The sequence below is a fragment of the Microbacterium sp. Leaf159 genome (assembly GCF_001423615.1).
Taxonomy (GTDB): Bacteria; Actinomycetota; Actinomycetes; order Actinomycetales; family Microbacteriaceae; genus Microbacterium.
On sequence record NZ_LMOU01000002.1, the window covers coordinates 357,102 to 375,131 of the forward strand.

At 67.8% G+C, this 18,030-nt stretch carries 21 protein-coding genes; 4 read left to right on the plus strand and 17 right to left on the minus strand.

Annotated features, from left to right (window positions below):
* Positions 1-21: 21 nt before the first annotated feature.
* Positions 22-1,341: an ABC transporter substrate-binding protein gene (locus tag ASF80_RS15365; RefSeq protein ID WP_056312734.1), complete on the minus strand. Its 1,320-nt coding sequence runs from the start codon at positions 1,339-1,341 to the stop codon at positions 22-24.
* 281 nt (positions 1,342-1,622) lie between these two features.
* On the opposite strand from ASF80_RS15365, the gene ASF80_RS15370 reads away from it, so the two are divergent.
* On the plus strand, positions 1,623-2,627 hold the full coding sequence (locus tag ASF80_RS15370) for a LacI family DNA-binding transcriptional regulator (RefSeq protein WP_056312736.1): 1,005 nt from the start codon (positions 1,623-1,625) through the stop codon (positions 2,625-2,627).
* Between the two features lie 115 nt (positions 2,628-2,742).
* Here the strand turns inward: ASF80_RS15370 and rplL are convergent, their stop codons facing one another.
* The 3 genes from rplL to ASF80_RS15385 form a co-directional block, all read right to left on the minus strand.
* Entirely contained in the window at positions 2,743-3,123 is a 381-nt protein-coding gene (gene rplL, locus ASF80_RS15375; protein ID WP_056312738.1) for a 50S ribosomal protein L7/L12, read from the minus strand.
* A 50-nt stretch (positions 3,124-3,173) separates the two neighbouring features.
* A complete protein-coding gene (rplJ, locus tag ASF80_RS15380) occupies positions 3,174-3,662 on the minus strand; it encodes a 50S ribosomal protein L10 (RefSeq protein ID WP_045255761.1) in 489 nt (162 codons plus the stop codon).
* A gap of 234 nt (positions 3,663-3,896) precedes the next feature.
* A complete protein-coding gene (locus ASF80_RS15385; RefSeq protein ID WP_056312740.1) occupies positions 3,897-5,690 on the minus strand; it encodes a glycoside hydrolase family 15 protein in 1,794 nt (597 codons plus the stop codon).
* A 51-nt stretch (positions 5,691-5,741) separates the two neighbouring features.
* Here ASF80_RS15385 and ASF80_RS15390 point away from each other — a divergent pair, with 51 nt between their 5' ends.
* Together ASF80_RS15390 and ASF80_RS15395 are read left to right on the plus strand one after the other, a co-directional pair.
* Positions 5,742-7,106 carry a glucose-6-phosphate dehydrogenase gene (locus ASF80_RS15390; RefSeq protein ID WP_056312741.1) on the plus strand — a complete coding sequence of 455 codons (1,365 nt, stop codon included), beginning with the start codon at positions 5,742-5,744 and terminating at the stop codon, positions 7,104-7,106.
* Positions 7,107-7,187: 81 nt separating this feature from the next.
* Positions 7,188-7,880, plus strand: a complete 693-nt coding sequence (locus ASF80_RS15395) for a YqaJ viral recombinase family protein (protein WP_056312743.1) — start codon at positions 7,188-7,190, stop codon at positions 7,878-7,880.
* Positions 7,881-7,896: 16 nt separating this feature from the next.
* On the opposite strand, the gene ASF80_RS15400 is transcribed toward ASF80_RS15395, so the two are convergent.
* The 6 genes from ASF80_RS15400 to ASF80_RS15425 all read right to left on the minus strand — a co-directional run bounded on the left by ASF80_RS15400 (position 7,897) and on the right by ASF80_RS15425 (position 12,111).
* Positions 7,897-8,406, minus strand: coding sequence for a hypothetical protein (locus tag ASF80_RS15400; protein ID WP_056312745.1), 510 nt, complete (start codon positions 8,404-8,406; stop codon positions 7,897-7,899).
* A complete protein-coding gene (locus ASF80_RS15405) occupies positions 8,403-9,071 on the minus strand; it encodes a hypothetical protein (protein ID WP_145985676.1) in 669 nt (222 codons plus the stop codon). Before ASF80_RS15405 ends, ASF80_RS15400 begins: the two co-directional genes overlap by 4 nt.
* Complete coding sequence (locus tag ASF80_RS15410; RefSeq protein WP_056312749.1) at positions 9,071-9,700, minus strand: signal peptidase I; 630 nt, start codon at positions 9,698-9,700, stop codon at positions 9,071-9,073. Before ASF80_RS15410 ends, ASF80_RS15405 begins: the two co-directional genes overlap by 1 nt.
* Positions 9,701-9,741: 41 nt before the next feature.
* Positions 9,742-10,359: a SipW-dependent-type signal peptide-containing protein gene (locus ASF80_RS15415; protein WP_056312751.1), complete on the minus strand. Its 618-nt coding sequence runs from the start codon at positions 10,357-10,359 to the stop codon at positions 9,742-9,744.
* Positions 10,360-10,361: 2 nt separating this feature from the next.
* Positions 10,362-10,985 (minus strand): SipW-dependent-type signal peptide-containing protein, encoded by a 624-nt coding sequence (locus ASF80_RS15420; protein ID WP_056312753.1) that lies wholly within the window; start codon positions 10,983-10,985, stop codon positions 10,362-10,364.
* A gap of 250 nt (positions 10,986-11,235) precedes the next feature.
* A complete protein-coding gene (locus tag ASF80_RS15425) occupies positions 11,236-12,111 on the minus strand; it encodes a LysR family transcriptional regulator ArgP (protein WP_056312755.1) in 876 nt (291 codons plus the stop codon).
* Positions 12,112-12,181: 70 nt separating this feature from the next.
* Between ASF80_RS15425 and lysE the strand changes: the two genes are divergently transcribed.
* Positions 12,182-12,850 (plus strand): L-lysine exporter, encoded by a 669-nt coding sequence (lysE, locus tag ASF80_RS15430; protein ID WP_056313637.1) that lies wholly within the window; start codon positions 12,182-12,184, stop codon positions 12,848-12,850.
* Positions 12,851-12,868: 18 nt separating this feature from the next.
* Here lysE and ASF80_RS15435 read toward each other — a convergent pair whose 3' ends face one another.
* From ASF80_RS15435 to secE, 7 genes are all read right to left on the minus strand, one after another.
* The gene (locus ASF80_RS15435; RefSeq protein ID WP_056312756.1) at positions 12,869-13,690 is read right to left on the minus strand and encodes an amino acid ABC transporter ATP-binding protein; all 822 of its coding nucleotides are present in this window, start codon (positions 13,688-13,690) and stop codon (positions 12,869-12,871) included.
* Positions 13,677-14,342 carry an amino acid ABC transporter permease gene (locus tag ASF80_RS15440; protein WP_056312758.1) on the minus strand — a complete coding sequence of 222 codons (666 nt, stop codon included), beginning with the start codon at positions 14,340-14,342 and terminating at the stop codon, positions 13,677-13,679. Before ASF80_RS15440 ends, ASF80_RS15435 begins: the two co-directional genes overlap by 14 nt.
* 3 nt (positions 14,343-14,345) lie before the next feature.
* Positions 14,346-15,164 carry an amino acid ABC transporter substrate-binding protein gene (locus ASF80_RS15445; protein ID WP_056312760.1) on the minus strand — a complete coding sequence of 273 codons (819 nt, stop codon included), beginning with the start codon at positions 15,162-15,164 and terminating at the stop codon, positions 14,346-14,348.
* A gap of 161 nt (positions 15,165-15,325) precedes the next feature.
* The gene (gene rplA / locus ASF80_RS15450) at positions 15,326-16,015 is read right to left on the minus strand and encodes a 50S ribosomal protein L1 (RefSeq protein ID WP_056312762.1); all 690 of its coding nucleotides are present in this window, start codon (positions 16,013-16,015) and stop codon (positions 15,326-15,328) included.
* Positions 16,016-16,026: 11 nt separating this feature from the next.
* Positions 16,027-16,458: a 50S ribosomal protein L11 gene (gene rplK, locus ASF80_RS15455; RefSeq protein WP_056312763.1), complete on the minus strand. Its 432-nt coding sequence runs from the start codon at positions 16,456-16,458 to the stop codon at positions 16,027-16,029.
* A 190-nt stretch (positions 16,459-16,648) separates the two neighbouring features.
* A complete protein-coding gene (gene nusG / locus ASF80_RS15460) occupies positions 16,649-17,707 on the minus strand; it encodes a transcription termination/antitermination protein NusG (protein ID WP_056312765.1) in 1,059 nt (352 codons plus the stop codon).
* A 41-nt stretch (positions 17,708-17,748) separates the two neighbouring features.
* On the minus strand, positions 17,749-18,021 hold the full coding sequence (gene secE / locus ASF80_RS15465; protein ID WP_056312767.1) for a preprotein translocase subunit SecE: 273 nt from the start codon (positions 18,019-18,021) through the stop codon (positions 17,749-17,751).
* Positions 18,022-18,030: the final 9 nt, after the last annotated feature.

An 18,030-nucleotide genomic window follows, 5' to 3' on the forward strand; every position in this document is an offset into this window, starting at 1 on the left:
GGGGCGGCCCACCTCATCCGATCAGCTGGAAGGCCAGCCGGTCTCGATCTGGGTCAGGACCTCATCGGTCGAGGTGCCGTTCACCCATGCGACGATGCCCTTCCAGAAGGTTCCCGAGCCGACAGCACCAGGCATCTGGTCAGAACCGTCGAAGCGGAACGTGATCGAGTCGTCCTGGAGCAGCTTGATCGACTCCTGCAGGATGGGATCCTCGACCACATCGAGGTTCACGCCCTTGTTGGCCGACGTCACTCCGCCGAGAGCGAGGCGGCTGTCCGCCCACTCGGGGCTCGACAGGTACTCGAGCACCTTCTGCGTCGCCTCGTCGTCGCTGAACGCGCCGACGATCTCGCCACCGCCGGTGATGAGCGTCTCGTCTGCGTTCGTGCTCGGCGTCAGGAACGCCCAGACGTCTCCGTCTTCGGCGAAGTTCGTGCCCTCAGGGTAGAACCCCGAAAGGAACGAGGCCTGGTGGGTCAGCGCGCACTCGCCGCTGGCGACCTGCGCCGCCACATCACCGAATGCGGTCGAGTTGATGGAGCGCACGTCGCCGAAGCCGGCATTGACGTACTCCGGGTTGAGCAGGATCTCACCGGTCGCGTCGAAGGCTTCCTTGATCTGCGGGTCGGTAAAAGGAATCTCGTTCTTGACCCACTGGTCGTATACCTCGGGGCCCGCGTTTCGGAGCACGAGGTCTTCGATCCAGTCGGTGCCGGGCCAGCCTGTCGCGACGCCCGATTCGAAGCCGGCGCACCAGGGCGCCTTGCCGCTCGCGGTCTTGATCGTCTCGGTAAGGGCCAGAAGCTCGTCCCAGGTGGTCGGTTCTTCGACGCCCCACTCAGCGAACTTCGTCGGCGAGTACCAGATCCAGCCCTTGACGCTGGCCATGAGCGGCGCACCGTAGAAGGTGCCGTCGTACGTGCCGAACTCGACCCACCCCTCGGTCCAGTACTCCTCGGCATTCGCCTTGACCGCCTCAGGAGCCGGCTTCAGCAGGTCGCGCGAGGCGTAGTCCGCGAACAGACCCGGCTGCGGGAAGATCGCGATGTCGGGCGGGTTGCCGCCCTGCGCGCGGGTTCCGAGCTGAGTCTCGAAGTCCTGGCTGCCCTCGTACTTGATCGTGATGTCGTTCTCTTCTTCGAAGTCCGCCCAGGACTGCGCGAGGAGTTCGGCTTCTCCCTCGACGATCGTGCCGTAGATGGTGACGGTGTTGTCACCCTCACCGCCGCCTTCCGTACCGCCGTCCGTGCCACCAGGAGCACCACAACCGGCGAGCGCGATGCCCGCGACTCCCAGCAGGGCGATCGGCGCGTAACGCCGCGAACGCTGTGACAGACCCATGTGAATTCTCCTCTTCGAGTTTCACGGCCCCTGACTCATTCTGCGCCGCCCCTCGGCGCAGAATCGGGAACCGATTCCAGGACAACCTACCGGGGTCCGACACCGCGGCACAATAAGCCAGGATCACAACACGGCATCCTTTCCTGCGGTCCACGCAGGTCGTATGGGAGCGCTCCCTCGCAATTCCTGTGGAACCGGTTCCTTTCGGTGCGGACACGGGCTACGCTGACATCGGCGCGCAGGAGGGGCTGAGGCGCCGTACGCATGGTCGAGGAGGACCGATGAGCACGATCGCGGACGTCGCGGCGCGTGCGGGCGTGTCGAAGGCGACGGCGAGTCGGGCGCTGAGCGGCCGCGGATACGTCTCGGAGGGCACCCGCAAGAGGGTGACGGATGCGGCGGACGAGCTGGCCTACGTCGCCCACTCCTCCGCCACGAGCCTCGCGACCGGCCGCACCCAGACCGTCGGCGTGATCATGCCGCCCGTCGACCGCTGGTTCTTCTCGGAGCTGCTCGCCGGCATCCAGGAGTCGCTGTTCGCACTCGACTACGAGCTCGCCCTGTACGGCATCCGCGAGGGGACCGAGACGCGTGAGCGCCTGTTCGACGCCGTGCTCCCCGGTCGACGCTTCGACGGGATCATCGCGGTCGGCATCCAGCCGAGCGCGCAGGAGCTCGAGCGTCTGCACCGCTCGGAGCGACCGCTCGTCAGCGTCGGCCCCTACAGCGAAGGCTCGAGTGCGGTCTCGATCGACGACGTCGCCGCCGCGCGCATCGCCACCGAGCACCTGATCGAGCTGGGGCACACCGACATCGCCTTCGTCGGCGGATCCGCCGACCCCGACGACCTCAGCTACGGCGACGCCCAGCGCGTCGAGGGATATCTCGAGGCTCTGGCCGCGGCCGGACTCGAAGCGGTCGCACGGATCGCGGACTCTCCCCCGACCATGCCCGGTGGCTATGCCGCCGCTGTCGAGCTGCTCGGCGACCGCCGGGGCCGCCCCACCGCGATCATCGGCGTCTGCGACGAGGCCGCGATCGGAGCGATGATCGCCGCACGGCGGCTGGGCATCGCGGTGCCCACCGAGCTGAGCATCGTCGGCGTCGACGACCATCAGCACGCCGAGATGTTCGCTCTCACCACCATCAAGCAGTCCCCGCGCGAACAGGGTCACGAGGCGGTGCGGCTGCTGCAGCAGCAGATCGACCACCCGGACTCCCCGCGGGAGCGCACCGTCACGGCATCCGCTCTGGTCGTGCGCAGCTCCACCGCCGGCCGACGCTGAGCGTGGTGTCGCTCCGTCGCGCCCACGACGCACGAAAGCCCCGGGCGAACCCGGGGCTTTCGTGAAGCGTTCAGACGCGTCCAGGGCGAGGCGCTGGGCCGCGACCTGGAACGGATTACTTGAGGGTAACCGTGGCGCCTGCCTCTTCGAGGGCAGCCTTGGCCTTCTCGGCTGCTTCCTTGTTCGCGCCCTCGAGCACGGCCTTGGGAGCACCGTCGACGACAGCCTTGGCCTCGCCGAGACCCAGCGAGGTGAGCTCGCGGACGGTCTTGATGACCTGGATCTTCTTGTCGCCAGCAGCCTCGAGGATGACGTCGAAGGAGTCCTTCTCCTCAACCTCTTCAGCAGCGCCTGCTCCACCTGCGCCGGCAACGGCGACGGGGGCAGCAGCGGTGACCTCGAACTTCTCCTCGAACGCCTTGACGAAGTCGTTGAGCTCGATGAGGGTCAGGCCGGCGAACTGCTCGAGCAGCTCCTCAGTGGTGAGCTTAGCCATGATGTATCTCCTAGATAGATGGGGTTTGTTGAACGAGAACGTGAGGTCGCTTACGCGGCCTCGGCGGTCTCCAGCTTTTCGCGAAGAGCATCGATGGTGGCGGCAGCCTTGCCCATCGTGGCCTTCATCATGCCCGCAGCCTTCGCCAGCAGAACCTCACGGCTCTCGAGCGCGGCGTACTTGTTGACCTCGTCGGCAGAGAGGGCGTTGCCCTCGAAGATGCCCGACTTGATCACGAGAAGCGGGTTGGCCTTGGCGAAGTCACGAAGAGCCTTGGCAGTGGCGACGAAGTCACCGTGCACGAACGCGACGGCCGACGGACCCTTGAGGTCGTCGTCCAGCGCGGTGATGCCAGCCTTGTTGGCGGCGATCTTGGTCAGCGTGTTCTTCACCACGGCGTACTCAGCGTCCTGACGGATGCTGTTGCGCAGCTCCTTGAGCTGGGCAACCGTCAGACCGCGGTACTCGGTCAGCAGAACGGCAGACGAGTTCTCGAATGACTTCGTGAGCTCGGCGACCGATGCATCCTTCTGCGCCATGGTCACTCCTTGGTGTGTACGAGGTGCCTCACGGCGGTGAGGCACCGGTTCCGACCCCTGGCAACAGAAAAGCTCCGGCGCAAGCGCACGGAGCTTTGGAAAGTTCGTGTCCTGCGCGGGCCCCTGCTGAGCAGAGCTTCAATCCTCCTGCGCTTGCGCGCATGACGATGACCAGCGGTCTTCGGTTGATCCCACTGTACCTCACCGCATCCGCTCTCCCCAAATCAGGCGGGATCAGCGGCGATGCGCCGCGCGGCCCCCATGGCCCCCGAGCGCGTCGGCGGCGCGGATCAGACTCAGATGCGAGAGCGCCTGCGGAGTGTTGCCCGCTTGCCGCGTGTTCGCGACGTCGTACTCCTCCGACAGCAGGCCGAGGTCGTTCGTCATCTCGATCAGCCGCGCCATCAGGTCACGGGCCTCGTCGACACGGCCGCTCGTCGCGTACTGCTCGACCAGCCAGAAGCTGCAGGCGATGAAGGGATGCTCTCCCCCGTCGAGTCCGTCGACACCGGACTCCGTGCGGTAGCGACGGAGGAATCCGCCCGTGAGCAGAGTGCGCTCGATCTGCTCCACCGTCCGCAGCATCCGCGGGTCGTCGGCGGCGCAGTACCCGACCTGCGGCAGCACGAGCAGCGAGGCATCGACCTCGGCCGAGCCGTAGTGCTGCACGAAGTACCCCTGATCGGCATCCACCCCGCGCTCGTCGATCTCGTGCCGCAGCCCGTCTCGGACCACCGCCCACCGCTCGGCGTCGCCGGGGAGCCCGTGCTCCCGCACGGCGCGCACGCCGCGGTCGAGGGCTGCCCACATCATGACCCGGGAGTGGGTGAAACACTGCGGCTCGCCCCGGATCTCCCAGATGCCGTTGTCCGGCCGGTCGATCGAGACGATCACCTGCTCGATGAGCGCCCGCTGCAGGGGCCACGAGAAGTCGCCCTCCTCGAGGCCGGCGATCCGAGCTGCTTCCAGAGCGACCAGGACCTCGCCGATCACGTCGCCCTGATACTGATCGACGGCGCCGTTGCCGATCCGCACCGGCGCCGCGCCTCCGTAGCCGGGAAGGCTCGTGAGCTCGCGCTCGATGAGATCGCGCTCCCCCGCGATGCCGTACATGATCTGCACCTCGTTCGGCTCGCCGGCCACAGCGCGGAGCAGCCATCGCCGCCAATGGTGCGCCTCGGTGAGGAACCCGTGTGCGATCAATGCTTCCAGGGTCAACGCGGCGTCCCGGAGCCAGACGAAGCGGTAGTCCCAGTTGCGCGAGCCGCCGAACTCCTCGGGGAGCGAGGTCGTGGCGGCGGCCACGATTCCGCCGGTGTCCTTGTTCGTGAGGGCACGCAGCACGAGCAGCGACCGCACGACCTCGCCGCGGTAGGCGCCGTCATGCTGGATCCCGCTCGCCCACCCCTGCCACCACGATCTCGTGGCGGCGATCGCGTCGTCGACGTCGAGCGCCGCCGGCGCATGCTCGTGCGACGGGAACCAGCTGAGGGTGAGATCACGGACCTCGTCTGCCGAGACGGTGAACTCCGCCCTGTGGCGATGGTCCTCGGCGACGAGCCGCACGCCGCGCACGATCACCGCCTCGGGCCCGGCCGTCGCGCGAAGCGCCGGCTCCTCGCTCGTTCCCACCTGTCTCACCCACGGCAGCCTGCGGGAGTAGTCGAAGTGCAGTCGCAGCTCGGTGACGAACTCGACGCGACCCGAGATTCCGACGACCCGGCGCACGACATCACTGCGCGAGGGGTGCAGCGGCATGAACTCGTGCACCTCGGCGACGCCGTCGGCGGTCTCCCATCGGGTGACGAGGATGAACGTGTCCGACACGTAGTGGCGCTGAGACGTCGCAGTGGCATCGAGCGGACGCAGGCTCCAGCATCCGTTGCTCGCCTCTCCGAGCAGCGCTCCGAACAGCGACGGCGCATCGAAGCGCGGGAGGCACAGCCAGTCGATGCTGCCCTCCTTCGAGACGAGCGCACCGGTGCGGCAGTCGCTGAGCAGGGCGTAGTCCTCGATGGGAGCGGGCATCGACCGATCATGACACGACTCTCTGTGGGGCGGACGGGTTACGGTGGGACCATGGCCGATGCGACGACGCTCGTGATCCTCGGAGCCGGTGGCGATCTCACCTCCCGGCTCCTCCTTCCCGCGCTGGGACAGCTGCTGGCGCGGGAGCCCTCCCGCGCGGTGCGCATCGTCGGCGCCGACCGAGAGGAATGGACGGACGCGGATCTCGAATCCGTGGTCCGCACGTCGTTCGCGTCGATGGATGCCGAGCAGGCCGCATCCCGCGTCGACGTGAACTACGTGCGCACCGACATCACCCGAGCGGACGACCTGCGCGCACTGCTGCAGGACTGCACGGGGCAGGTCGCGATCTACTTCGCCGTGCCCCCGTCGGTGGCCGCGGCATCCATCGAGGCGCTCATCCCCGAGATGCTGCCGGACGGCGCGATGCTCGTCATGGAGAAGCCGTTCGGCACCGACGAGGAGAGCGCTCGAGCGCTGAACCGCACGCTCACGGCACTGGTCCCGGAGAGCCAGGTGTTCCGGGTCGACCACTTCCTCGGCAGGTCGACCACCCTCAATCTTCTCGGTGCGCGCTTCGCGAATCGCATCCTCGAGCCCCTGTGGTCGGCGGAGAGCATCGAGTCGGTCGACATCGTCTACGACGAATCGCTCGCGCTGGAGGGACGCGCCGGCTACTACGACGCAGCCGGAGCCCTCGTCGACATGATCCAGAGCCATCTGCTGCAGGTGCTCGCCGTGCTGGCGATGGAGGAGCCGGCAACGCTCGACGAGGTCGACTTCCGCGAAGCCACGAGCGCCGTGCTGCGCGCGACCTCGGTGTGGGGCGACGACCCGGCGGCATCGTCACGGCGGGCGAGGTATACGGCCGGAGACATCGACGGCACAGCGAAGCCGTCGTATGTCGACGAACCGGGCGTGGATCCGGAGCGACAGACCGAGACACTCGCCGAGGCGACGTTCGAGGTGCGCAACGCCCGCTGGGCGGGGATCCCGTTCCGGCTCCGTTCCGGCAAGGCTCTCGGGACGCCCGCCCGGGAGATCGTCGTGCACTTCCGTGCTGTACGCCACCTTCCCCGCGGGCTCACCGGCACCTCCGACGGCGCTGTCCTGCGCTTCTCCCTCGGCCCCGACCGGATGTCGCTCGAGCTGAACCTCAACGCGTCGGACGACCCGCTCGAGCTCGAACGCGCGACTCTGTCCGCCGAGCTCGGCGAGGGCGCCCTCAAGGCGTACGCCGAAGTGCTCTCCGGCGTCCTCGACGGCGACCCGATGCTGGCTGTGAGGGGAGACGCCGCGGAGCAGTGCTGGCGGATCGTCGCACCGATCCTCGAGGCGTGGCGGCACGACGAGGTTCCGCTCGAGGACTACGTCGCAGGTTCGTCCGGCCCCGAGGGCTGGCCGGCGCTCGACTGAGAGCCCCGGCGCCTGCCCGAGTCCGGATGCCGGGCGGCGTGTGCGGGATCGAAGGTCTGCGGGCGGGGTTACGCTCGATAGGTGACCCCGGAACTCCAAGCTCGCATCGTCGCGGACTCCCGCGACCGCGTGGCCTGGATGAGGGCTCGCTCACGCGGGATCACCGCGACGGATGTGGCCGGACTCACGAGCGAGAGGTCGATCATCCGAGCGGCCGATTCGAAGCTCGGCGGCGGACCCCGCTTCGGCGGCAACGCGTACACCGACCACGGACGACGCCGCGAGCCCGAGATCGCCGCCTGGGTGGCGGCGACGCACGGCATCCTCCCGTCATCCGCCCTGTTCCGCGCCGAGGTCGAGCACCGCCACCTCGCGACCCCCGACGGCATCGCCGTCGACGCGGACGGCCGCGTCAAGCTCGCCGAGATCAAGACGACGAACAAGGCCTTCCGAGGCATCCCGCGCACCTACCTCCGCCAGATCTGGTGGCAGCAGCACGTGCTCGGCGCCGAGCGCACGCTGTTCGTATGGGAGGAGCATGTCGACTTCTCCCCCATCCACGACGAGCCTCGCTGCGTGTGGATCGATCGCGACGACCGTGAGATCGCGAAGCTCATCGGCCTCGCCACCGACCTGATCGACGAGCTGTACCGGCGCACGACCGGCATGCAGGTGCCGACACGCATTGCGGATGCCACGGCGGCGGCCGCCGCCAGCCGCCGCGAGAAGCTCCGAGAGCGCGACGCCTTCCGGGCGCTCGCACTGGCCGACTGACGCCGCCCGCCTGATCTCAGGTGCAGGACGCGTTGAGTCCGAGCAGCGCGATCGACAGCTGGCGGGATGCTCCGGCCGATACCCAGGTCGTGCCGACCAGAAGGTTCGTCGCCGTCAACGTCGTCGTGCTGCCGAGCAGGTTCGAGATGAGGCTCGTGAGCAGCGCCTGGGTGAGCACAGCCGTATGCGTGTAGAGGCCGGCGGCCGGACCGGTCGTCGTGATGTTGGCGGCGGGCACCGTCGCTGTCGTCGCCCCCTGTGTGAGTGTGAGCCGGACCCCGGACGCCGGATAGGGCGACGTCCAGTCGATCCTGACGCTCTGGAAGACTCCGAGAACGTTGTTCGTGACCGCGCAGGCGATCACGGTCGGCGCGGGAACACGGAAAGCCGTGATCGTCGCGCGTCCGTACTCCGAGTCGGTGAACGCGGCGTCGGTGACCTGGGTGACGGGTGCCATGCCGACTCCGACGAGGAGCGCCACTCCGGCGACTCCGGCGAGGATGCGGTGCCGCCGCCGCACGCTCATGACTCGCCCTCGCGAGCGGTGACCGCGCGAGCGAGCATCCGACGACGGTGCACGGCGATCGATGCGAGCCCCGCCCCGACCAGGACGACGCCTCCGGTGACGAACCAGGGCGCTGTCGGCGGCATGCCGGTGGTCGCGAGTCCACCGCCGTCCGGCCCGATCACGGCGGACTCCCCCGCACCCCGTGCGTGCACCCGCACCTGCGTGCTGCCGAGCTCCTCCCCGGCGAGCGCGATGACGAACCTCAGGTGGGTGACTTCGGTGTCGGTGGTCTCGAGGAGCTGCACCTCGAGGCCGTCACGCGGTATCGCCCAGCCGGTCTTCAGCGGCATGGCTCCCCCCGAGCATCCGCTCGCCTCCCACTCCTCCGCGCATTCGAGAGCGTCGACGACCAGAGCCGCGTCCCCACTCGCGCTGATGCCCACCGTCACGGTTCCCGGATCGGGAGCCTCGGCACTGACGGTGACATCCCACTGCACGGGCTGTCCCGGCAGCAGACTCGACGCGGCATCCCAGTCGGCGACGGAGACGAGACGGAGCACGTCTCCCTGGACGACCTGCGTCGAGGGTGCAGCCCAGGCGGGTGCCGCTCCGACGACGAGACCGACGAGGAGGCCGAGCCCGAGCGCCGAGACGACCACCGGTCTTGCGGTCCGTCGCATCATCAGCCCGGCTCCTCTGAGGCGCTCCGTCGCCGGGAAGCCGCCGAGCGCGGCCAGAACGCCCACACGACGAGCGTCGTCGCCGCGATCGTGAGCCCACCGAGGACGTAGGGGTTTCCCATCGCGACGATCACCGTCGCGATCCCCGGCACCGAGAACAGCACGACCCGCACCGTCTGCACCGTATACGGATAGGGGTCGTCGCCGGCGTTGGCGTCTCCGCGCATCGTGATCACCCGTTCGGCGTCGCTCGCCCCCGGCGCGATCGAGGTGACGCGGTGAGTGACCGGAAGGTCGCCCGCGCGGTCGACCGTGACAACGTCGCCGACCTCGATCTCGGAGGAGGGGACCTCCTGCACGACCGCCACGGATCCGGCGGGGATCGTCGGCGACATGGATCCGGTGCGGAACATGATGAGGGTGATGTTCACCGTGAGCGCGAGCAGGACCAGGACCATGCAGACCACTCCGGCGATCGCCGCGATCCAGAGCAGGATGTCGGCGAGCACCCGACCGATGCCTCGCCGTTCCCCGCCCTTCGCTCCCGACGGCACCGGAGCATCCGGCGGGCTCGCGGGCTCGCCGACGGATGCGGCCTGCTCCCGCAGGCTCCGCCTCGTCGGTGTGCTCATCGACGTCCCTTCCGCTTCTCTCGTGCTGCCGCTCGCCGCCGTCATGACGACGTGCCTGCCACCTGCCACGTCTGGATCGCGGTCAGCCCCTGCGCACCGTTGTCGGTCGCCGCGGGCAGCGTGACCGCGATGCAGTAATTGACGGTCGCGCCTCCGTTCGCCGCGACGGCCTGGGTGCCGGTCCCCCCTGTCGCCATCGTCGAGTTGTCGGGCACGACAGAGGTTCCCGCCGAGTAGGTGGTGCCGTTGCACGTCGTCCCGGCGATCGAGCGGACGCCGTAGCGGAGGTAGGTCCCGAGTCCGGTGCCGGCCGTGGACGTCACGCTCAACTGCAGCGTGCCCGCGACCGAGGGACTCGCCGTCTTCACGCTGAACAGCGCATAAACGGTGTTGCCCGGTGCCATGGCGCTGAAGGGCGCGCTGAACGACAGGGCCGCCGGGGTGCCGACGGGATGGCTCGAGAACGTCGCGCCATCCGTCGCCCCGACGATGTCGAACCGTCCGGCGGTGAAGGTCGCGTTGCCGTACTCCGAGTCGTTCCATGCGGCGAGCGTCATCGTCGCACCGACGCCGAACACCAGCCCGCCCGCGAGCAGGGCGCGTATCCGACGGGAGAGCAGTCGCTTCCCCTCCCGCATGCTTCTGCGGGTGTCGGCCATGATCAGTCCGCGGTCGAGGTGGCGGTGAACTCCCACGTCGCGGTCGCGGCAGCGCCCTGGGTGAGCCCTGCGCCGGCGGTCACCGCGAAGCACAGCTGCACGGGTGTTCCTGCCGTTCCAGCCGGAGTGCCCTCGGCGAGCGGCACCGAGGTGGCGCCGGTCTGGGCACTGAGCGTCGCGCCACTCGCGACGACGGTTCCGGTCGCTGCGGCACCGCACGTGTCGCCGGCGGCGATGGCCGTCACCGTGTACGACAGGTTCGCCTCGTTGCCGCCGGTGCCGGCGGTGATCCCCGCAGGCAGAAGCGTGGCGGAGTTGGTGGTCGTCGCGTCGAGGCGCACCCAGAACGGCGCGTACACGACGTCGCCGGGCGACATCGACGAGGCGACGGCCGGGAGCTGGAACACGAGCGATGCCGCGGCGTCGCCGTTGTCGACGTTGTGGTCGTCGTATCCGGTGGTCGCGCTGGTGGTGGATCCTTCGAGGTTGAAAGATCCGGCGGTGAACGTGCCGGTCGCGAACTCCGAGTCGTTCCACGCCGCGAGAGTCACCCCGATCCCGACGCCGAGTACGAGCCCTCCAGCGAGCACCGCGAGAACCTTGCGTTGCGTGTCCTTCGTTGACATTGCACATTCCCCCTCAGGAGTTCCGACGCGCGGATGCCTGGGAACGGCCGCCCCTCAGTGGCCTGCATCTGCGTGTTCAGTTCGTTCGGGTCAGTTTTGTCCACGTGTGCGCGCAAATCAAGGGCATTCGGATCACGATTAAACATTTCCTGCATAATCTGCGCGATAAACGTCCAGGTGTCTTGTCAACCTGTCGAGCGGTCGAGGTACGTCGACTTCGCCCCTGATCAGGCCCCGCCCGTGATCGTCGTCAGGTCGCGAGAACGCGCCGCGCTTCGATCGCGATCTCGGCAGCGATCGTGTCGAGAAGCGCCGAGCGCAGGTTCCATTGCTGCCAGTAGAGACTGACTCGCAGCGGTGGCCCGCCGAGAGGTACCAGTCCGTCCTCGCGCTGCAGCAGTGGCACCATGCCCCACCCGAGCCCGAGGCGCACCGCCAGCGCATAGTCGGCGGAGGCCGGCACGTAGTGCCTCGGCACCCCCTGATGCGGCACGCCCATGGAGGCGAGCCATTCGTGCTGCAGAGCATCACGACGGTCGAAGTCGACGAACGGTGCCGCCGCCAGCGTCTCGGGGCTCACGCCCGCGCCGAACCAGCGCTCGACGAATCCGCGTTCGGCCATCGCCTGGTACTCGAGCACACCGAGCGCTGCGACCGAGCATCCCGCCACGGGCTCCGCCTCGCTCGTGACCGCCGCCATCACCGTGCCCGATTCGAGGAGCCGTGCGGTGAAGTTCTGGTCATCGCGATGCAGATCGAAGTCGAGGTCATGCGCCGCCGAGAGCCGCGCGAGCGGGGACAGGAACCAGGTCGCCATCGAGTCGGCATTGACCGCGAGAGGGATGCGCGTGCGCGAAGCCTCGCCACCCTCGAGCCCCAGCCCGGCGAGGGCGTCGTGCTCGAGCAGGGCGATCTGTCGCGCGAGCCGGACGACCGCCTCTCCCGCTTCCGTCAGCTGCACCGGCTTCGTGCGCACGACGAGCACACGCCCCAGCTGCTCCTCGAGCGCCTTGAGCCGCTGACTGACCGCGGACGGAGTCACCCGCAGCATTCGAGAGGCCGCGTCGAGGGTTCCCTCATCGGCGACGGCGGCGACGGTGGCGGCGAGCTCAGGATCGATCTTCACATTAGTGATGCTAATGGTTCAGTAGTTATCCTGGCTGGTGCTGATGCTCCGCGATGCCTACCGTGGAACCATGCTCTCGCTCTTGGCAGGCCTCGGACTCGGCCTCTCCCTGATCGTCGCCATCGGCGCTCAGAACGTCTTCGTGCTGCGCCAGGGCATCCGCCGCGAGCACGTCCTGCCTGTGGTGATCATCTGCGCCCTCTCGGATGCCCTGCTGATCGCCGCCGGCGTCGCAGGGCTGGGCTTCGTCATCTCCGCCGCCCCCTGGCTCGTCGTCGTAGCCCGATGGGCCGGCGCGCTGTTCCTGCTCGGTTACGGCATCATCGCTGCGCGCCGGGCGTGGCGCGGCGGCGAGGAGCTGCGAGTCGACTCCGAGGATGCGGGGAGCGTCTCGCCGTCATCGGGATCCGGCCCGACGACGACGCGTACCGCCACGCGCGCCTCTCTCGTGCCCGTGATCGCGACCGTGCTCGCGCTCACCTGGCTGAACCCGCACGTCTACCTCGACACCGTGCTGATGCTCGGCTCGATCGCCGCCACCCACGGCGAGGAACGCTGGCTATTCGCAGCCGGAGCGATGGCCGCCAGCATCCTGTGGTTCACCGCTCTCGGTTTCGGCGCCCGCTACGTCGGTCGCTGGCTGCGCACCGAGCGGTCATGGCGCATCCTCGACGCGCTGATCGCCGTCGTGATGATCACGCTCGCCGTCAGCCTGGTGCTGCCGGTGCTCGCGCTCTGATCCGACGTCGACCGGTCGTCAGTCCCCGTCGAGCGGACGCAGGATGCGGGTGAGGAATCTCTGCGTGCGCTCATGCTGCGGAGCCCCGAAGATCTCGGAGGGCGGCCCCTCTTCGACGACGACGCCCGCGTCCATGAAGAACACACGGTCAGCCGCCTCGCGCGCGAAGCTCAGCTCGTGCGTCACGACCACCATGCTCCAGCCCTCGTCGGCGAGCTCCTTGATCACGAGCAGCACCTCGCCCACGAGCTCGGGGTCGAGCGCGCTGGTCGGTTCGTCGAACAGCAGCAGGTCGGGGCGCAGCGCGAGCGCGCGGATGATGCCGACGCGCTGCTGCTGACCGCCCGAGAGCTCATGCGGACGCGCGTTCTCCTTGTCGGCGAGTCCCACCCTGGCGAGGAGCACGCGTGCCTCGGCGATCACCTCGGTCTTCGGGCGCCCCTGCACGCGCCACGGCCCCTCGATCACGTTCTCGATCACCGAGAGATGCGGGAAGAGATTGTGATGCTGGAAGACCATCGCCGAACGGTCGCGCAGCGCCAGGCGCTTCTGCTTGCGCACCCGCGGTTTCACCGGCGCGTCCGGTGCGAAGTCGATGTCTGGGCCCCCGGCCACGACGATCGTGCCCGAGTCCGGCGTCTCGAGACCGTTGAGCGCCCTCAGCACCGTCGTCTTGCCCGATCCGCTCGGACCGATCAGCACCACGACCTCGCCGCGGTGCAGCATCAGGTCGATGCCGCGGAGCACCTCGTTGTCACCGAAACGCTTGTGCAGGCCGCGCGCGGTCAGCAGGGCGTCCGTCGTGGGCTCACCCGAGCGGGCGGGGTCAGTGGGCGACATTTCGGTCGAGCCTCCTCTCGAGCGCGCTCTGCCCGAACGACAGCACGAGACAGAGCACCCAGTAGACCAGCGCTGCGGCGAGATAGAGCACCATGAACTCCAGGGTCGCCGACGCGATCTGCTGCGCCACCTTGAACAGCTCCGTCACCAGGATCAGCGATGCGAGGGACGTGTCCTTCACCAGCGAGATGAACGTGTTCGACAGCGGCGGCACAGAGACCCTGGCCGCCTGCGGCAGGATGATGCGCGTCAGCGTGCGCGTGCGGTTCATGCCGACCGTGTAGGCGGCTTCCCACTGGCCCTTCGGCACCGAGATGATCGCAGCGCGCACGACCTCGGCCCCATAGCCGCCCACGTTGAGCGACAGCGCGATGATCGCGCTCGGCCACGGGTCGATCTTGAGTCCGATCGACCCGAGGCCGTAGAAGATCACGAACAGCTGCACGATCATCGGCGTGCCACGGATCACCGAGATGTAGAACCGGGCGATACCCGAGACGATCGGATTGACCGAGATCCGCATCAGCGCGGCGCCGACGGCGATCACCAGCCCCACCGCGAACGAGATCAGCGCGAGCGGAACCGTGACCGTCACCCCTGCAAGGGCGATGGGCCCGAGCGAGTCGAGGAACAGCTGCCAGGGGTTCTCCATGGACTACTGCGTGACGTCTTCGCCGAAGTACTTGTCGCTGATCTCCGCCAGGGTCCCGTCGGCGCGGAGCTCTTCGAGGGCCCCGTCGATCGCCTCGACGAGAGACGTCTTGTCCTTCGTGAACACGAACGCCTGCTCACCGGCGTCATCGGTCTCGGCGGCGATCTTCAGACCGGAAGGGCTGTTGGTGGTCTCGTAGTCGAGGAAGGTCAGCTTGTCGTTGACGGTCGCGTCGACGCGACCCTGGCGCACGAGCTCGACCGCCTGAGCCCAACCCTCGACGCCCTCGACGGTGGCGCCCGATTCGGTGGCCAGCTCGTACCAGTTGCTCGTGAGCGACTGCGCGGTCGTCTTGCCTTCCAGGTCGTCGAACGACGAGATCGAGTCGTCGTCCTCGGGGACGACGATCACGCCGGGCGAGACGGTGTACGCAGTGCTGAACAGGTACTTCTCCTCGCGCTCGTCGTTGATGCTGACCTGGTTGGCGATCACGTCGAAGCGGCCTGCGTCGAGGCCGGCGAAGATCGCATCCCACTGAGTCTCCTGGAACTCGACCTCGAGGTCCAGCTTCTCGGCCACGGCCTGGATGATCTCGACGTCGAACCCGGTGAGGTCGCCAGTGCCGCCGTCGGCGTGGAAGCTGAACGGACGGTAGGTGCCTTCGGTGGCGACAGTGAGGACGCCGTCCTTGACGAGGCCGAAGCCGTCACCCGCGCCCTCTTCGCTCGAGCTGCTCTCGGCAGGCGCGGTGCTTCCGCTGCAGGCGGTGAGTGCTGCGGCGGCGACGACCAGTGCGGTGACGGCGATGAGGCGACGGGACATGTGACCCTCCTGGGGTGCGGTGTGAGGCGCGAGTGCTGTGGCGCGGAACTCACCCACAGTACGTGGCATCCGCCCCGCATCCCAACATCGGATGACGCTCGATGTCGTCCGGGGATGCAGAAAGGCCCCCGCATGCTGCGGGGGCCCTTCAGGAATCACACTCAGATGGAGTTGACGTCCAGCGGGATGCCGGGGCCGAACGTGGTCGACACGGCGCCCTTCTGGATGTAACGGCCCTTCGAGCTCGACGGCTTGAGGCGGACGATCTCCTCGAGCGCTGCGCCGATGTTCTCGTCGAGCTGCTCAGCGGAGAACGACGACTTGCCGACGACGAAGTGCACGTTGGCGTGCTTGTCGACGCGGAACTCGATCTTTCCGCCCTTGATCTCCTCGACTGCCTTGGCAGCGTTCGGGGTCACGGTGCCGGTCTTCGGGTTCGGCATGAGTCCACGCGGACCCAGGACCTTTCCGAGACGACCGACCTGGCCCATGAGCTCCGGGGTCGAGACGGCCGCGTCGAACGCGGTCCATCCGCCGGCGACCTTCTCGATGAGCTCGGCGCCGCCGACCTCATCTGCACCTGCGGCGATCGCTGCCTCGGCCGCGGGGCCGGTGGCGAAGACGATGACGCGGGCGGTCTTACCGGTGCCGTGGGGCAGGATGACGGTGCCGCGCACCATCTGGTCTGCCTTGCGGGGGTCGACTGCGAGCTTCAGCGCGACCTCGACGGTCGAGTCGAACTTCGACGAGCCGGTCTCCTTGGCGAGGGCGACTGCCTCGGTGGGAGTGTAGAAACGGTCTGCCTCGATCTTCTCGGCGGCAGCCTTGTAAGCCTTGGACTTCGTAGCCATGATTATTCTCCTCAGCCCTCGACCGTGATGCCCATGGAACGGGCGGTGCCGGCGATGATCTTCGAGGCAGCCTCGATGTCGTTAGCGTTCAGGTCGGCCTGCTTGGTCTCGGCGATCTGACGGACCTGGTCCTTGGTGATCTTCGCGACCTTGACCGTGTGAGGCGTCGCCGAGCCCTTGGGCACGCCGGCTGCCTTCTTGATGAGCTCCGCGGCAGGCGGGGTCTTCAGGATGAACGTGAAGCTGCGGTCCTCGTAGACGGTGATCTCGACGGGGATGACGTTGCCGCGCTGCGACTCGGTCGCGGCGTTGTACGCCTTGCAGAACTCCATGATGTTGACGCCATGCTGACCGAGCGCGGGGCCGATCGGCGGCGCCGGGTTGGCTGCACCGGCGTTGATCTGAAGCTTGATCAGGCCGGTCACCTTCTTCTTCGGTGCCATATCCTCTTCCTTTCATCGAACGGATGCGGGTGCATCCGCTCTCCCGCGAACCCGGCATCTCCGGGCTGCGGTCGTCTGCGCGCACGCCGAAGCGGCACACAAACCAGACAAGTCTACCTGATCGGCAGGCATGCCAGGAACGCGAGAACGGCCGCCCCGAATGGGACGGCCGTTCTCGTGAAAGCGTGTGTCAGACCATCTTGGTGACCTGGTCGAACGACAGCTCGACCGGGGTCTCGCGCTCGAAGAGGGAGACGAGCACGGTGAGCTTGCCGCTCTCGGGCTTGATCTCGCTGATCGAACCGGGAAGACCCGCGAACGAGCCCTCCTTGATCGTGATGGTCTCGCCGACCTCGAAGTCGACCTCGGCCGGAAGCGGACGAGCGACGGCGACGCCGCCCTTCGACGCGATGTTCTTCGCGGTCGGGGCGTCCTTGACCTCGACGAGGGACTTCAGCATGTTGAAGGCCTCTTCGAAACGCAGGGGGGTCGGGTTGTGGGCGTTGCCCACGAAGCCGGTGACACCGGGCGTGTGGCGGACGACCGACCAGGTGTCTTCCGTGAGCTCCATGCGCACGAGCACGTAGCCCGGGATGCGCACGCGGGTGACCATCTTGCGCTGGCCGTTCTTGATCTCGACGACGTCCTCCATCGGGACCTCGATCTGGTAGATCTCGTCCTCGACCTCGAGCGTCGACTTGCGCTGCTCGATGTTCGCCTTGACCTTGCGCTCGAAACCGGCGTACGAGTGGATGACGTACCACTTGCCCGGGAGCATCCGCAGGTCGAGGCGGAACGCCTCGTACGGGTCTTCCTCGGCGTCGTCCTCGTCCTCGTCGGACTCGTCGGACTCGGCGTCTTCGTCGCTCTGCTCGTCGTCAGAGCCGAGGTCGGGTCCGTCGTACGGGGTGACCTCGTCGGCCTCAGCGGCCTCGAGCTCGGCGGTCTCTTCCGCCACAGAGTCGTTGAGGACCTCAGCGGCAGCCTCAGACTCAGCCGCTTCGTCCAGATTGAGAGCGTCGTTCACGATCGCGTCAGCCTCCGGGTCGTCGATTTCGATGTCGGTGTCGTCCTGCGTGTCGGACTCGTCCTCGCCGTCGACGTCCTCGATGTGGAGGGCGACGTGCTCGGCCGAGGTGACCGAGTTCTCCTCCGCAGCGAGAACGTTGCCCTCCTGGGCTTCGTCCTCTTCGCTGGACTGCTCGGCAGCCGTCGCCCAGTCGGCGTCGTCGGAATATCTTTCAGACACGTTGTTTCTTTCCAATCACTGCGGCCGGGGCCGCGTGGGCGTCAGGCGCCCGGGACCCCGAAGACGATATGCGTCACCCAGGCGAACAGGGTGTCCAGTCCATAGACGATGCCCATGACGATCAGAACGAAGACGAGCACCACTGCGGTGAACTTGACCAGTTCCTTGCGGGTCGGTGTGACGACCTTGCGCAGCTCTGCGATGACCTGACGGAAGAACAGGGCGATGCTCCCGAAGAAGCCTGCGATTCCACGCTTCTTCTCGCGGGTGGCTCCTGACGCGACGACCTCGCCGCGCGGTTCGTCCTGATCCATCCTGAATGT

Bases quoted from the DNA above. Each gene is read 5' to 3' on its own strand.
- ASF80_RS15365 (WP_056312734.1), bottom strand. From the start codon at position 1,341: ATGGGTCTGTCACAGCGTTCGCGGCGTTACGCGCCGATCGCCCTGCTG.
- ASF80_RS15370 (WP_056312736.1), top strand. From the start codon at position 1,623: ATGAGCACGATCGCGGACGTCGCGGCGCGTGCGGGCGTGTCGAAGGCG.
- rplL (WP_056312738.1), bottom strand. From the start codon at position 3,123: ATGGCTAAGCTCACCACTGAGGAGCTGCTCGAGCAGTTCGCCGGCCTG.
- rplJ (WP_045255761.1), bottom strand. From the start codon at position 3,662: ATGGCGCAGAAGGATGCATCGGTCGCCGAGCTCACGAAGTCATTCGAG.
- ASF80_RS15385 (WP_056312740.1), bottom strand. From the start codon at position 5,690: ATGCCCGCTCCCATCGAGGACTACGCCCTGCTCAGCGACTGCCGCACC.
- ASF80_RS15390 (WP_056312741.1), top strand. From the start codon at position 5,742: ATGGCCGATGCGACGACGCTCGTGATCCTCGGAGCCGGTGGCGATCTC.
- ASF80_RS15400 (WP_056312745.1), bottom strand. From the start codon at position 8,406: ATGAGCGTGCGGCGGCGGCACCGCATCCTCGCCGGAGTCGCCGGAGTG.
- ASF80_RS15405 (WP_145985676.1), bottom strand. From the start codon at position 9,071: ATGATGCGACGGACCGCAAGACCGGTGGTCGTCTCGGCGCTCGGGCTC.
- ASF80_RS15410 (WP_056312749.1), bottom strand. From the start codon at position 9,700: ATGAGCACACCGACGAGGCGGAGCCTGCGGGAGCAGGCCGCATCCGTC.
- ASF80_RS15415 (WP_056312751.1), bottom strand. From the start codon at position 10,359: ATGGCCGACACCCGCAGAAGCATGCGGGAGGGGAAGCGACTGCTCTCC.
- ASF80_RS15420 (WP_056312753.1), bottom strand. From the start codon at position 10,985: ATGTCAACGAAGGACACGCAACGCAAGGTTCTCGCGGTGCTCGCTGGA.
- lysE (WP_056313637.1), top strand. From the start codon at position 12,182: ATGCTCTCGCTCTTGGCAGGCCTCGGACTCGGCCTCTCCCTGATCGTC.
- ASF80_RS15435 (WP_056312756.1), bottom strand. From the start codon at position 13,690: ATGTCGCCCACTGACCCCGCCCGCTCGGGTGAGCCCACGACGGACGCC.
- ASF80_RS15440 (WP_056312758.1), bottom strand. From the start codon at position 14,342: ATGGAGAACCCCTGGCAGCTGTTCCTCGACTCGCTCGGGCCCATCGCC.
- ASF80_RS15445 (WP_056312760.1), bottom strand. From the start codon at position 15,164: ATGTCCCGTCGCCTCATCGCCGTCACCGCACTGGTCGTCGCCGCCGCA.
- rplA (WP_056312762.1), bottom strand. From the start codon at position 16,015: ATGGCTACGAAGTCCAAGGCTTACAAGGCTGCCGCCGAGAAGATCGAG.
- rplK (WP_056312763.1), bottom strand. From the start codon at position 16,458: ATGGCACCGAAGAAGAAGGTGACCGGCCTGATCAAGCTTCAGATCAAC.
- secE (WP_056312767.1), bottom strand. From the start codon at position 18,021: ATGGATCAGGACGAACCGCGCGGCGAGGTCGTCGCGTCAGGAGCCACC.